The organism is Falsirhodobacter sp. 1013 (assembly GCF_051195255.1).
Taxonomy (GTDB): Bacteria; Pseudomonadota; Alphaproteobacteria; order Rhodobacterales; family Rhodobacteraceae; genus Falsirhodobacter.
Genome location: NZ_JBNJLK010000017.1, coordinates 36,392 through 50,119, shown reverse-complemented (window position 1 = coordinate 50,119; position 13,728 = coordinate 36,392). Strand labels below are relative to the sequence as shown.

The 13,728-nt window shown below is 60.2% G+C and carries 12 protein-coding genes, 1 pseudogene and 1 riboswitch; of the genes and pseudogenes, 4 read left to right on the top strand and 9 right to left on the bottom strand.

The genetic code is table 11. The annotated features are described in order from the left end of the window. Positions 1 to 250 precede the first annotated feature (250 nt). A complete protein-coding gene (locus tag ACSHZY_RS16365; protein ID WP_435170950.1) occupies positions 251 to 670 on the bottom strand; it encodes a cupin domain-containing protein in 420 nt (139 codons plus the stop codon). A gap of 65 nt (positions 671 to 735) precedes the next feature. Between ACSHZY_RS16365 and ACSHZY_RS16360 the strand changes: the two genes are divergently transcribed. Beyond that, positions 736 to 1,188 (top strand): MarR family winged helix-turn-helix transcriptional regulator, encoded by a 453-nt coding sequence (locus tag ACSHZY_RS16360; protein WP_435170948.1) that lies wholly within the window; start codon positions 736 to 738, stop codon positions 1,186 to 1,188. Between the two features lie 1,178 nt (positions 1,189 to 2,366). Here ACSHZY_RS16360 and ACSHZY_RS16355 read toward each other — a convergent pair. From ACSHZY_RS16355 to ACSHZY_RS16325, 7 genes and pseudogenes are all read right to left on the bottom strand, one after another. Beyond that, on the bottom strand, positions 2,367 to 3,479 hold the full coding sequence (locus ACSHZY_RS16355) for a calcium:proton antiporter (RefSeq protein ID WP_435170946.1): 1,113 nt from the start codon (positions 3,477 to 3,479) through the stop codon (positions 2,367 to 2,369). A gap of 415 nt (positions 3,480 to 3,894) precedes the next feature. Beyond that, positions 3,895 to 4,800, bottom strand: coding sequence for a glycosyltransferase (locus ACSHZY_RS16350; protein ID WP_435170944.1), 906 nt, complete (start codon positions 4,798 to 4,800; stop codon positions 3,895 to 3,897). 311 nt (positions 4,801 to 5,111) lie between these two features. Beyond that, on the bottom strand, positions 5,112 to 5,852 hold the full coding sequence (locus ACSHZY_RS16345; RefSeq protein WP_435170942.1) for an anti-sigma factor family protein: 741 nt from the start codon (positions 5,850 to 5,852) through the stop codon (positions 5,112 to 5,114). After that, positions 5,842 to 6,357 carry a sigma-70 family RNA polymerase sigma factor gene (locus ACSHZY_RS16340; RefSeq protein ID WP_435170940.1) on the bottom strand — a complete coding sequence of 172 codons (516 nt, stop codon included), beginning with the start codon at positions 6,355 to 6,357 and terminating at the stop codon, positions 5,842 to 5,844. Before ACSHZY_RS16340 ends, ACSHZY_RS16345 begins: the two co-directional genes overlap by 11 nt. A 386-nt stretch (positions 6,358 to 6,743) precedes the next feature. Further along, on the bottom strand, positions 6,744 to 6,953 hold the full coding sequence (locus tag ACSHZY_RS16335) for an SDR family NAD(P)-dependent oxidoreductase (protein ID WP_435170956.1): 210 nt from the start codon (positions 6,951 to 6,953) through the stop codon (positions 6,744 to 6,746). A gap of 323 nt (positions 6,954 to 7,276) precedes the next feature. Next, a pseudogene (locus ACSHZY_RS16330) lies at positions 7,277 to 7,936 on the bottom strand (transposase); the annotation flags it as partial. A 151-nt stretch (positions 7,937 to 8,087) separates the two neighbouring features. Further along, entirely contained in the window at positions 8,088 to 9,188 is a 1,101-nt protein-coding gene (locus tag ACSHZY_RS16325) for a Fic family protein (RefSeq protein WP_435170939.1), read from the bottom strand. Between the two features lie 403 nt (positions 9,189 to 9,591). On the opposite strand from ACSHZY_RS16325, the gene ACSHZY_RS16320 reads away from it, so the two are divergent. The 3 genes from ACSHZY_RS16320 to ACSHZY_RS16310 all read left to right on the top strand — a co-directional run bounded on the left by ACSHZY_RS16320 (position 9,592) and on the right by ACSHZY_RS16310 (position 13,338). Continuing rightward, positions 9,592 to 10,794, top strand: a complete 1,203-nt coding sequence (locus ACSHZY_RS16320) for an AraC family transcriptional regulator (RefSeq protein ID WP_435170937.1) — start codon at positions 9,592 to 9,594, stop codon at positions 10,792 to 10,794. Positions 10,795 to 10,971: 177 nt separating this feature from the next. Next, positions 10,972 to 11,170, top strand: a riboswitch (cobalamin riboswitch). A gap of 128 nt (positions 11,171 to 11,298) precedes the next feature. After that, positions 11,299 to 12,282 (top strand): DUF1852 domain-containing protein, encoded by a 984-nt coding sequence (locus ACSHZY_RS16315; RefSeq protein WP_435170935.1) that lies wholly within the window; start codon positions 11,299 to 11,301, stop codon positions 12,280 to 12,282. A 27-nt stretch (positions 12,283 to 12,309) separates the two neighbouring features. Next, on the top strand, positions 12,310 to 13,338 hold the full coding sequence (locus tag ACSHZY_RS16310; protein WP_435170934.1) for a methionine synthase: 1,029 nt from the start codon (positions 12,310 to 12,312) through the stop codon (positions 13,336 to 13,338). Positions 13,339 to 13,543: 205 nt separating this feature from the next. Here the strand turns inward: ACSHZY_RS16310 and ACSHZY_RS16305 are convergent, their stop codons facing one another. Next, entirely contained in the window at positions 13,544 to 13,699 is a 156-nt protein-coding gene (locus tag ACSHZY_RS16305; protein ID WP_435170954.1) for a transposase, read from the bottom strand. Positions 13,700 to 13,728 lie beyond the last annotated feature (29 nt).

Genomic DNA, 13,728 nt, shown 5'->3' with positions numbered 1-13,728 from the left:
AGCGCATCCTGCGCCTCGGCCGCTTGCGCCTGCGCGGCCCGAACGGCGCCAAGGACAAGTTCCACCCCGCCGCAACCGCGCGCGATCCAAGCAAAGTTTCTAGCTTACCTCCTGACTTACCACATCATGTCAAAGTAGCCGGAGAGTCGGATGTTCAGAGCGTAAGAAAGGTTGTAGGTCCTGAAGTTGGGCCAGCGCCTTCTCCGGAACAGCGCAATCTTCCCGAGGGAGCAGATCTAGCTGCTAACTCTCAAGCACCAATCAGACCATGGCGGGCCATGATGGTCTTCATCGTTTCCGCGTTCGGGCGTCCTGGAGCGTTCACGACCTCTGCCAGTTCCTCGAAATAGGTGCGAGTGATGGTGCCGGGCGTGATCGAAGTCAGAACACGCGCCGTTTCCGTGTCGGTGTTTTCATGATGGTGCACCGTGCCACGCGGTATGAAAATCGCCTGACCAGGGCCTATCTCGGTTTTTCGACCAGCCAACGTGACCGTCAGTCGGCCCGACAGTCCGTAGATCAACTCGTCCGCGGCAGCATGATAATGAGGAGCCGGAACCCGAGCGTTAGGGGGAACCACAAACACGAAGACAGTGGCTCCCGGTTCTTCCAGCCGGAAATGGAGTTCAAGATCGCCGATCCTCACGACGTCGTCCGCCGCACCTTCCATATTCTGCCCCCTTGTGTGAACCTGCTCGTGCAACAGGTAGGGGACAGAATACGGATATGTCAACGATGGCGCCCCTCACGGACGATGCCAGCTTCATCATCCCAACGTTCGCAGCCTTGATGCGCATCGCTTCGCTTGATGTGCGTGAGCGGATGTTGAAGGCGATTCATGAGGCCGGCTTCACGGCCTTCCAGGAACAGCATTTTGCTATCTTTGCCTATCCGCTGCCTGCCGGCATTCGCCCCGCGGATCTCGCCCGACAAAATCATATCTCGCGTCAGGCCCTCAACTACCTCATCGCGCAGCTGGAGGACGCTGATTATGTCATGCGCCGCACACCCGCAGGAGAGACTCGCCGCCTGATTTACCTGACGCCCAAAGGGCACGAGGTCACCGAGGTCATGTTCGCTTGTCTGCGGGCCCTTGAGAAGGAATGGTCAGCCCGTGTCGGCGAAGAGCGGTTTGCGATCTTTGTAGATGTTCTTCGGGAGATGACATCCGACCATCTGGCACCTTGAGGACCGGCCGACATATCGTTCTGCAGGGTGGCCTGAGGAGGTCGATGGAATCGTCTCGGTCATAGATGGGCGATCCAGGCAACATCCCTCTGGCAGGGGACTTTCTCTCAACGCGGTCGGGAGACCATCGTAGCACCGGCCGGTCGACACTGCTCGCACATGTCACAAATGCGTTCGCAGGTTGTAAAGTCACTTTACGTTAATCTACAAAATTGTATGCTGCAGTCGTTAACGAGTGGCGGCCTTACGAGTGCGGAAGTCTGGGGCCGGTGTCACACCGACTGCAGGCTTGGACTTCCGCAACCCGTCCGCGGACAAGAGGCAGAAGACTGTGCAGGGCCCGCGCAAAGGTAGGCTCTGAACTCAACGCTACACCGAACCCGCTTCTATACTCCAAGCGACCACTTGGACGGCGATCAATCCGCGGGTGCCTTCTAGGACCCTCAGTGCAACCGCTACCCCGGGGCCAAGACCGCTCACCCCGGCCGCCTGCAGGACCTGATGATGCAATAAAATGTCTTCGCTGCGCCCAAACGGGTTAGCAAGCCATATCCCTTGGTGCCGTCGAACCATTTGACCGACCCGGCAGCATCGGGAGACGCTCAGTGTCTCGCGATACATGAGAACGTTGCCTCCGCCCGTCAAGAAGGGGTCGGGCCGCGCCGAGGCGACGGGAAAGATTTCCCGGACCTCGAACCCGCGGTTCATGCCCTCGATTCACACTATCAATCTCACGCCTTCGGAGCTCGCGCTCCAACCGAAGTTGCTCAAGGTGTTGGCGTGCAGCAAGATGCCGACGGGACACGCATTGCTGATGAGAAAGCCAAACCTGCGTCGCGTATCAAACCATCCGACCCGCCTTTGCACGATCACGCCAGAGGTGTTCAATGATGCCTGTAGCGAATTGGTGTCACCATACAACGGCCAGAGATCCTTGCTACAGGATTCATGATGAAGGCATTCATTTCTTTACCACCTAAGACTGTATTTAGAACGTTCCCGATGTTCTGGATTCCCTCGGGAGATAGGATTTATTTTTGTTGACGAACTTCTGTCGCTTCTGAGCGACGATGCTGCCTCGGCCGTGCCTCGCGGCAGCCAGAGCCGCAGGGGATAGGGGGCGGCCCCTGAGTCTCGGTTCAGCTTTGGAAACATGTTTCTTCGGCAACCTTACGAAATCAGCCTCCCGCCACTCCGAGGAACGAGAGCGCTAGGAAGGTTCCGAACAGGACGAAATGCGTGATCCCCTCGATCGCGTTGGTCTTTCCGTCATTGAGGTTGATTGCGGCCACGATCAAAGTCAATGCAGCCAGCACGGTCTGCACAGGGGTCATTGCCATGACGATGGGCTGGCCCGTGAACAGTGCAATTCCTTCAATCACGGGCACCGTCAGGATCACCGTGGAAAGCGAGGCCCCTAGGGCGATGTTGATCACGACTTGCATCCGGTTTGCGAGCGCCGCCCGTAGCGCGGTCAGAATTTCGGGTGCGGCTGACATGGTGGCAACCACCAGGGCCGCGAGTGCAAGGGGGGCGTTCACGGCTTCCAAGCCCTCGTTCAGGAATTCGGACATAACCTCGGCCAGAAGCCCAATCATTAAAATGCCGCCGATCAGGAACAGCAGCGACGGGGCGACGGGTTCTTCCTTGAGGCTCGGTCGTCCCGTTCGACGCTTCTCGGGATAGCTATAGTTGAAGAAGTAGCTGTGCTGTCCGATCTGGTTGCGCAGGAACACCCAATAGAGGGTGAACATCGCGAAGATCGTGAAGATGGAATAGTAATGCCACTTTGCCTCTGGGATGAACTCCGGCACCACCATGGAGATGCCCATGGCGGTGAGGATCATCGCACCGTAGGTTTTGCCTGAATCGTCATTGTACGCCTGCTCGCCGAATTTCCATCCGCCCAGTAGCGCGGCAAGCCCCAAAATGCCGTTGATGTCCAGCATGACCGCGGAAAAAATGGTGTCACGGGCGAGCGTGGGGGAGGAACTGCCGGTCATCAGGATAACAAGGATGATCACTTCCACGATCACGGCCGACAGGGTCAGGATCATCGTGCCATAAGGATCGCCCACCTTCGCGGCCAGCACCTCGGCATGGTGGGCGACACGTACGGACACGGCAATGATCGCCAGGATCAGGCACGCGGCACCGGCAAGGGCACCGGCCGCACCAATGCCAAGGATATCTCCTTCAAACAGGAAGGCTACAAGCCCCACGATCGCGGCCGGCAGAAGCATCAGCTCCTTCTTGAACTCCCAGGAGGTGGCGGTGGCGATGTCTGTCATCGTAATCTTGTCATTCGGTTTTCATATGCTTTGCTCTCTTGACGGCTCCACATGTGAGCGGTGGTCAGTCTTTGGCGCATTGGCATGCCGCCCTCAGGTTCACGATCGCACCCCGGTGCCTTCGCCAGCCTTAGCTCGTGATGGTCAAGCAGGGAGATCGGAAAGGGCGTCAGAAGATCAGGGACAAGATACCGATCACGACCAGGAGGCCGATGAGGAAGATGACGCCCATGGTGCCGCCAATGAATTTCAGCATGTCGATGTCCTTTGTCTTTGATATTCGAATGGTAACGCTGGGTGGTGAACCACGTTCCTTGGAAATATCTTAGGAGCCCAAGGCTTGATCCGTCTTATGGACCCGTGGCGCGGCGTCATACCGCCAACCAAGAGTATCATGGCCGAAGGGAACTCGTCGTCATGTAAGGCGCAGGGATGACAGGAAACCCGGGTCTGGATGGCGCAGTCGGAACGACCGGATCGCCATCTTATAAGCCATTCTCTCCATCTGCTTATGCATCGGAGCCAGCAAGGAAGGCATGTCTGGTGGACCAGAGGTGGTGCCGAAGCGGACGATCCTTGCGGCTCGGAAGGCCGTTTCCTCACCTCGATACCCACATCTCCTTGCCCAGCTTCGGCGGGAGGCAGGGTGGCCCCAAGGCGCGTTCCACGCCGGGTTCACGTGCAGGATCCGCCCCTTGAACAGCAGGTTGATGCGGTCCTGATTATCGTGACCCAAGGCACCGGCCGCCGCCAGATTGTGGATCTTCTTCAGCAGGGCGGCGTCACGGCGTATTGCGGCGCAGTCGATCAGCAGCACGCCGGTGTCGATATAGCTTTGGATCGGCCACGGGGTTACGAGGCCGGCGACCCCTTCGACATCATTCCAGCTGTTTTTCCCATGTACGAAGTCATAGCCGAGCTTTACCTTCTCCGGATCGCGCGCACCTGCAATCACCTTGTCACGTAAATCGAGGGATAACAGCGGCGAAAGGTCTCCCGTCACTATGGCCCCGGGGCAAAGGTAAAGAAGGCGGTCCACCCGCTCGGCTCTTGAAAGCAGATGCACCAGCGTCGAAAGGGCAAGAGGGGTGGAGCCTGCGGCCACGGGCGGGCCATCCACCGAATGGTCCTCCAGATGCGCCTCATGGCGCGCGGCGATGTCTCTCGCCTCACGGAGGCTGTCATCTTGCAAGGACATCCCGACAAACATCACCCTTTTCACGCGGGGAGAACCGGCCAATGCGGCGTCAAGGGCAAGAGCCGTCAGGTGGAAGGAACGCTCCTCCGCCACAAAGGCAAGACGGTGACGATCGTGGTTCATCCTGAGGCGCCTTCAGACGGGATGCGGAACGCCTGCACAGGCGGTCGGGTGTCTTGCAGGACCGGACGTGCTGGGTCGGGAACGGCCGTGGCCCCTCCTGCCACACGTTCCCTGCCTGTCAGCCGTGGCTTCCCGACCCTACACCGGCCGTATCCATGGGTTTCCCTTACATTGTCCATATCCCTTAGACGGCACCAAGCGACGTCCTATTCCCGGATAGCGGAACTTTTTCTGCTGGCGGAAGGAGAGAGAGGGGGCCACGACCAACGTCTGCCTTGAGCGGGCCCTTCGGGGAAACTGTACACCCTAGGTCACAGGGTGGAGGCGAGGTCGCGGGCCGTGGTGTCGAGCGTTGTCGCGGAGCCGGGGCCCGACAGGATGTAGACGACATCGTTCTTTCGGAACCAGGCGACCCCAAGACTCCCCCGTTGCAGGGATCCGCTGTAACGGGCTTCTTCCGAGGAGCGGACGGAGAACATCGACATGCGGCCATGAAGAGGCGTGTCGAACACCATCTCTACCCCGGGACCTTCGGGGGAGGGAAAGATCTGCACATCCCGGACCACCCAGGTTTCCGGCACATCAGGAACCACGATGCCGGTCATCGCCCGCAGTTCCAGCCGATCGACATGCAACACCTCGGGGGCGGAAACCATGGCCAGACGCAGCACGCTGGCATCCCGGGCGGACAGCGCCCCCTGCACGAAAGTGGGCGGAGGGGAGGCGGCGATCCCCTCATGGATGCCAAAGGGGCCAATGACTATGCCGACCGCCAAGAGCATGGAGGCGGCCAGCGCCGTCACGGATCCCGCGCGGGTCATCCATTGCCGCCGCCGCGCGCGCAGGTGCGCACGGGCCAGACGCTGGTCATCAGGACCCTGCGCCACCGGCACCGCCAGGCGCAACTCGTTCCGCAACCGCAGATCCGCCATGACCCCGGCCGCCTCCTTCGGATGACGCGCAAGCCAATCCTCCACCGCGACCTTCTGCCAAGGGTCAAGCTGGTCGTCCACGTAAGCGGTCAGATCCTCGGGCGTCACATCATGAAACATCGCGCTCTCCTACGACATAGATGCGGGGTTCGTCTTCCATGCGTTTCAGCGCGGCACGGGCGCGCGACAGGCGGGACATGAGCGTCCCTTGGGGGATGCCCAGCAAGGCCGCAGCTTCGCCATAGCTCAGCTCCTCGATCGCCACGAGGTGCAGGGCTTCGCGCTGCTCCAGCGGCAGGTCCAGCAGGTGGCGCCGCAACTGCGCCAGACGCACGACCATCTCTTGTGGGGCGTCGGTGACCTGCGGCATCAACTGGAAGAAGTCGGTCTCACGGCGGCGGGACGCGCGGCGCGACCGGTACTGATCGATGAAGGTGTTGTGCAGGGCCGACATCAACCACCCTGCGCCCGCTTCGGGGCGTGGGGGCCGGTCGGCGTGACGATGGGCTTTCAGAAGTGTTTCCTGCACGAGATCTTCGGCATCGTGGACATTCTTCGTCAGCACCTGCGCATAACGGCGCAAGCGGGGAAGAAGGTGCAGGAGGCTTTGGATATCGGCGTTCATATGCTTCAGACGTAGCGGAGACAGTCGTTAATCCCCTGACGAGCGTTTTCTTTTGTCTACTTATGCTGCTCCGCTTTCGCAGCCGTGAATCACGCAGCGCAACGCAAATCGATGCATCCTGACCCTAGGTGAACTCCGGCGGAACGCGAGCACCGAAGGTTTCGATGAAGGCGCGCTGTTCGTGGGATGCGTGAAAGCCTATGATCGCCATGACGTCTTCAGTGTGCTTAACCATCAAAGCGGGACCGGAGGTATGGTTCACCAGCGTGGCACCATCGGTGATTTAGGTGTTCAGTTCCTGCATCTGGTGGATCGGGTTTAGGATGAGTCTGTCTGGCTCGGACGAGGTGTTAGCCTTGCTGCATGCCCAAGCCATCTTCCCTCCTCTACCACATGACCTCGAAGGGGGTCGGGTGGCTGGCCGCGATGGAGGACGTGAAGAGCAGCTTTCCGGTGTTTCTCCTGAGCATGTCGCGGAGCACCAGCTTCGTCAGATGGACCGTCCCAAGGATGTTGAGATCGATCATCTGGAGCTCGTGTCCAAGGTCGGTTTCCGAGAACGGGCCGCCCAGACCGACGCCGGCGTTCAGGCACAGGACATCGACGTTCCGGCCGCTCAGGGCATCCTACAGGCTCTGCACCCCTCTTCCGTCGACAGATCGCTGGCATGAGTCGCGATTGTACCCTGTTCGCTTGAGAGCGCGGCAGCGGCGGCTTCCAGATGGCCCTGATTCTCTGCGGTAATCAGAACGTCATGCCCGTTCCCAGAAACTGGCGCGCCAGTTCCAGACCGATGCCGCTTGACCCCCCGGTGATGACAGCGAACAGTCTGGCTTCTGTGACAGTCATGGCAACCTCCTCCTGGTTCACGTTCAACAAGGGTCCCGGCACGGAGGTTCCCGGTCGGGACCCTGCCTGTCAGGACCGGCCCAGAATTTGACGTGCCGTGTTCAGCAGAACCGAACTCCAGCGACCAGCGCTGGTTCGGCATCAGAGCATGCGGCCTCGGTGTGCGTGTACCTCGAGCGCGCTTGCGTCTGACCGATAACCCATCCTCACGGTAGAGCCGATAAAGTTTCTTCGGGTTCATCGGCATGCCCTTGCGCTCCAGCAAGCAGACCGATCCGCCGATAGCCGAACCGGCGGCGCAGCGCCGCGATCTTCTGCATGGCCTTGCGGATATCCGGGTTGTCGGGCGGACGCTCGCGCCGCACCGTCTTCGGATCGACACCGACCAGAACGCAGGCCCGGCGTTGCGAGATGGCATGATCCCGTGCCGCCCTGAGCACCGCCTCCCGCCGCACCTTCGGTGTCGTCAGGGCTTTCCCAGAAGATCTTTCAGCACGATGTTGTCGAGCGTCGCATGCGCCAGCAGGCGCTTCAGCTTGCCGTTCTCGTCTTCGAGCGCCCTCAGCCTTCGGCCATCGGACACGTCCATGCCGCCATACCTGGCCTTGAGCTTGTAGAACGTCGCCGGGCTCAGGCCATGCCGACGACAGACCTCCGCCGTCGCCATTCCGGCTTCCTGTTCCTTGATCATTCCAATGATCTTCACCTCGGTGAAGCGGCTTCTCCTCATGTCGTCTGCTCCTCCTTGGTGAAGCAAGCTACATCAAGTCGAGGGACCTTCGGGGGAGGCGAGTCACTACTCATAGAACAACCAAGCGTCTTCAAGAACAGCCAGACGGGCGGAAATTTGTTGCGGTCTACCCAAGTGAAAAGTTTTCCGCTCAGATCGGCAGGCGATAGCGTGTGTGCCGCCGTTCACCCGTCCGGGTCAGGGCACCCCTTTCCACAAGATCCTGCAAATCCCGCGTCGTGGTGGCGCGCGACGTGCCGGTGATTGCTATGTAATTTTCCGCACTCAAGCCACCTTCGAATCCGTCCGGGCCTGCCCGAAACAGCCGTTCGACCACCTTTGCCTGACGTGGGTTCAGGTGGGCCCGGTGGACATCATAGAACTTCGCCTTGGCAATCAGGAACGCGACCCGCGCAAGCGTCACCTGCTGGGCCTCGAGGACGGCTTCGCCGAACCAGAGGATCCAAGGGGTGACGTCAAGGGTCTTCTGATGGGTTTCGAGCAGGTCGTAGTAACGCCGTCGGTCGCGTTCGATCGTGTAGGCCAAGGCGATCAGGCTGGGCTGGCCGATGTTCTGAGCAAGAGACTTCTCGGCCAAGGCGCGGCCGATGCGTCCATTCCCATCTTCGAAGGGATGGATGCTTTCGAACCACAGGTGACCAAGCGCCGCCCGTGTCAGCGCGGGGACGGGGGACAAGCCGTCGGGGGTCGTCCGGTTGAACCAGTCGATGAAGGCCCGCATCTCGGCCGGCACCCGGACAGAGGGCGGAGCCTCGAAATGCACTGTCTGTCGATCGATCCGGCCCGAAACGATCTGCATCGCCTCATCATGCCTGCGGTAAGCGCCAATCATGTCAAGTCCGCGATCGTGCGACAGAAGCATGCCGTGCCAGCGGCAGAGGCTTTCGTCCGTGACAGGTTCGGCAAAACCGGAATAAACCTCGACCATCATCTCGGCGATACCTTGTTCACGCGGTCTGGCCGACGCGATGTCCACGCCCAGACCGAAATGACGACGCAAAGAGGACTGGACGCTGGATCGGTCCAGCATCTCTCCCTCGATGGCGCTGGTTCGCATCGCCTCCTCGCTTAGAAGGTCGATGCGCAAACGTTCACGATCCTCGCCCGACACGTGGCGGACGGCACCGAGTATTTCGCCTGAGGCGACGAGAAATTGCTGCTCCAGACGTTCAAGCGGAGCGCGGTCATAGTGGAAATTCGGCCACTCGGCCTGTGTCCAGTTCCAAGGCATGAGTTATAGGACTCTTTTCTATAGCTCATAATACCGCATAATTATAAGTTATGGAAGATACATCTATCGCTCAGGCAGGTGATGATCCATCTCATGAAGGATCACCAGCGCCTCAGCACTTGGCCTATCATGATAGGCATCCTCGTACCCCTCCGCGCCCTGCGTGGTGAAGTGGGAGGCTGCAGACGACAAGGGTAGGGGGCGTCAACCCACCGAAGTCCAGATCGAAGACCGGGAAGTGCAAGGACGGAGGCCACCGGACGATCTATAATTCGACATCCTCAATACTTCAGTGATGGTCCTGTTCCTATGCAAGACCACTTTCCCGATCCCTTGCCGAGGTTGACGCGCTTATCCGCCCCGCGCCGTTGATCTCCAAACTGGTGGAGGCCGGGGGAGGGCGATGGAGCGCCGCGACATGCAGACGCCGTTCTATTGCGCCGCAGTGGAGAGGGAATGCTGGCAGTCCCTTCCGGAAGGCGTGCCGCTGCATCTCAGGGCAGGGGATTTCGTTCTGGTGCCGGAAACCTGCACCTTCAGCATGTTCGGGCCGGACACCCTGCCGTCGGATGCACCCGTCCTGCGGGTGATGACGGCGCCCGGTACCTTCCGTCCGGGTCGACCGGAGGACGTCACGACCGTGTGCGTCCTTGTGGGCCATTGCCGCTTCCGGACGACGGACAAGACCCTGCTCGTCTCGCTGCTGCCCGCCGTCCTTCATGTCTGTGTGATGGGCCGGCTGACAGCGCTGGTGCAGATGATCCACGACGAGTTGCAGGCCAATCGCCCGGTTCGGGAGATGGTGCTGCACCGACTGCTGGAAGTGTTGCTGATCGACGCGCTCCGCACGAGGCCGCATGCGGCCGTGCCGCCGCCGGGGTTGCTGCGACGGCTCGCCGACCCCCGCTTTGCAACGGCCTTGCGGCGGATCCATGCGGGTCGGGAGGACAGGCTGTCCGTTCCGGATCTGGCGCGCGATGCGGGTCTGCCGCGATCGGTCTTCTTCCAACGCTTCCGACGCGAGGTCGGCATGGCACCCATGGAATACGTGACCGCCCGGCGGATGGCATGGGCCAAGGACATGCTGCTGCAGGGCGGCTTGAAGAACGCGGAGATCGTCCGCCCGCGTGGGCTACGCCTCGGCCAGCGCCTTCAGCATGGCCTTTTCCCGGCATACGGGCCTGCCGCCCGCGCATTTGCGCAGGCCGGTGGTGAGGTGCCTGCGGCGGCAGATATGGCCGAGTCCACGATCAAAAATGTAGAACCTTCGCGCTTCATCTTGTCGCGCGCAGCAAGACAGGCCAAGGTTGCGACATCGTATTGGCTGTGGAAGTCGTTCTTGTACCTCCGGCCTGCGGGATCCGCTTGCGGACTGTGCCACGACAAGATCACACACGCGCCTTGGTTTCCTTGGTGGAGAAGGCGGCGACAGCCTCTCAGAATGTGGAGCCTATCAACCCATTCCGTGCTGTTTGCCTGCGAGCTTGTTATCATCAACGTGGAGGCAAATTGCCGTAGCCAGACCTTCGTTAAAAAATTAGAAGCTCGCGTTGGGGTGGAAAGATGCCCAAGCAGTCCACGGCGGCTGCGCCATATTGCACGGTAGAGCCCAGTTCAGCCACAAACGGCGTTTGGAAACCGCAAGCCTGTCCGCCTCGCAGGCGTTGAAAGCTCATAAGCCTGACAGGCCGTTGCCATGCTCACGTGAAACCTTCGTCATCCTCATAATAAACATGAAATTTTCTACGAGGCCGTCTCGTTGACATGCGGGCCGTTACGTTGGATTTTGCCATCAGATCAAGGTGCCGGGGGATGCTCCGGGTAAAAGGGAATCCGGCAAGGCCTCGCCAAATCCGGAACTGCCCCCGCAACTGTAGGCGGAAAGCCTGCCCGAAAAGCCACTGATGCGGATGTCGCACCGGGAAGGCCGGGCAAGGTGATGACCCGCAAGTCAGGAAACCTGCTTTGATCGATCACCTGTTCCGGCCGCGGTGGGCGCGTCGGGAGCGGCCCATCCGCAAGGTGACATCGCCGCCTCGCGACCCCAGTCGCGGGGAGCCAAATCGTTTTCCCGGCTTGTCGTTTCAGGCCGCTCTAAAGGCATGTCAGGATGAGAAGAGACCTCGCATACACGATCAGGAGCCTTCGGTTCGACGAGAATTATCGTCCTTCGGAGAATACGCGCGCCACGACCAACTTTGCCAATCTGGCCCGCGGGGAACGGCGGCGGGAGAATCTGCGCAACGCGTTCCAGATGATCGACAACCGCTTCAACGCGCTCGCGCACTGGGACAATCCGAACGGCGATCGCTACGCCGTCGAGCTCGAGATCGTCTCGGCCGAGATCAGCATCGGCGACGGAAGCCGCGTCGACGCATTCCCGTTGATCGAGATATTGAAGCCGACCATCCTTGACCGGAAGACCGGCAAGCGGATCGACGGCATCGCGGGAAACAACTTCTCGTCCTATGTGAGGGATTATGATTTTAGCGTGGTCCTGCCGCGGCACAATGCAGGCCAGCCCCATTTTAGCCTGCCAGACGATTTCGGCGACCTGCACGGAAACCTGTTCAAGTGCTTCCTGAATTCCGCATCCTACAAAAACGAATTCAAAAAACCGCCCGTCATATGTCTGAGCGTGTCGAGCAGCCGGACCTACCACCGGACCGAGAACACTCATCCCGTGCTGGGCGTGGAGTATCGTCAGGATGAGCGGTCCTCCACCGATCGGTATTTCGAAAAGATGGGGTTGCAGGTCCGCTATTTCATGCCGCCAAACAGCGTGGCGCCTTTGGCCTTCTACTTCACGGGCGATCTGCTCAATGACTACTCCAGCCTCGAGCTTATCGGCACGATCAGCACGATGGAAACCTTCCAGCGGATTTACCGTCCCGAAATCTACAACGCAAATTCGCCTGCCGGGGCCTGCTATCGCCCCAGCCTGAAGCACCAGGACTACTCGTTGACCCAGATCGTTTATGATCGGGACGAACGCAGCCGGCTGGCCGTCGAACAGGGGAAATTCGCCGAGGAGAATTTCATGACGCCCTACCGGGACATCCTCGCGCAATGGTCCGCCCAATACGCCGCCTGATCCACTGGAAAGACAAGGTCACCACCCATGAAGAAACTTTTGCCCACCTCGACTGCAGGCAGTCTGCCCAAACCATCCTGGCTCGCGCAGCCGGAAACGCTCTGGTCGCCGTGGAAGCTGCAGGGGGATGAACTGGTCGAAGGCAAGCAGGATGCGCTGCGCGTGGTTCTGAACGACCAGCAACAGGCCGGCATCGACATCGTCAGCGATGGCGAGCAGACGCGCCAGCATTTCGTCACGACGTTCATCGAGCATCTGGACGGCGTGGACTTCGAAAAACGTGAAACCGTCCGCATCCGTAACCGCTACGATGCGAGCGTCCCGACGGTGGCTGGCGCCGTGTCCCGCCAGAAACCGGTCTTCGTGGAAGATGCGAAGTTCCTGCGAGCCCAAACCGACCGACCCATCAAATGGGCCTTGCCGGGTCCGATGACCATGATCGACACGCTTTACGACGCCCATTACAAGAGCCGGGAAAAACTGGCTTGGGAATTTGCCAGGATCCTCAACCAGGAGGCGCGGGAACTGGAAGCGGCCGGCGTCGATATCATCCAGTTCGACGAGCCCGCGTTCAACGTCTTCTTCGACGAGGTGAACGATTGGGGGATCGCAGCCTTGGAGAAGGCCGCGGAAGGCCTTCGATGCGAAACCGCCGTCCACATCTGCTATGGTTACGGCATCAAGGCTAACACCGACTGGAAGAAGACCCTTGGCGCAGAATGGCGGCAATATGAGGAAGTCTTCCCCAAGCTGCAGAAATCCTCGATCGACATGATTTCGCTGGAATGTCAGCATTCCCGCGTTCCGATGGACCTGATCGAGCTTCTTCGCGGCAAGAAGGTGATGGTTGGGGCCATTGACGTGGCAACGGACGCCATCGAGACGCCCGAAGAAGTCGCCGACATCCTGCGGAAGGCGCTTCAGTTCGTGGATGCGGACAAGCTTTATCCATGCACCAATTGCGGCATGGCCCCCTTGTCCCGGCGCGTGGCCCGAGGAAAGCTGACCGCGCTGAGCGCCGGTGCCGACATCGTGCGCCGCGAGCTTTCGATCTGACAACAGCTTGCGTGACATCGCCCTGCGCCCTGCACGGGATGGTGTCGCGTTTTCCGATCGCAGGGTAGGGGGCCGGTCCACGGCAAATCATCAGTCAGGTTGTGCCAAAACCGCCCTGAACCCCGAGATGAGCGCAGACCTCCGCGCCGCCACACCATAGCCTGCAGCTATCCATCCAACGGCCGGGGCTCGTGTCACGCTCTGTTCAAGTATTGATCTGATACCATGGTCGTGCCGGATTTATAGGAGGGATGATCCGTCCGTGATAAGCCGGGCCATCACCCGATTGCCGCACGCTCGGGTGCAGCCCCAGGTAGGCCGACAGATGAGCCGCCGATGCAAAGCGGTCCACGCGACCAATCGCGGCCCGTTCACCTCACTCTTCGGGGT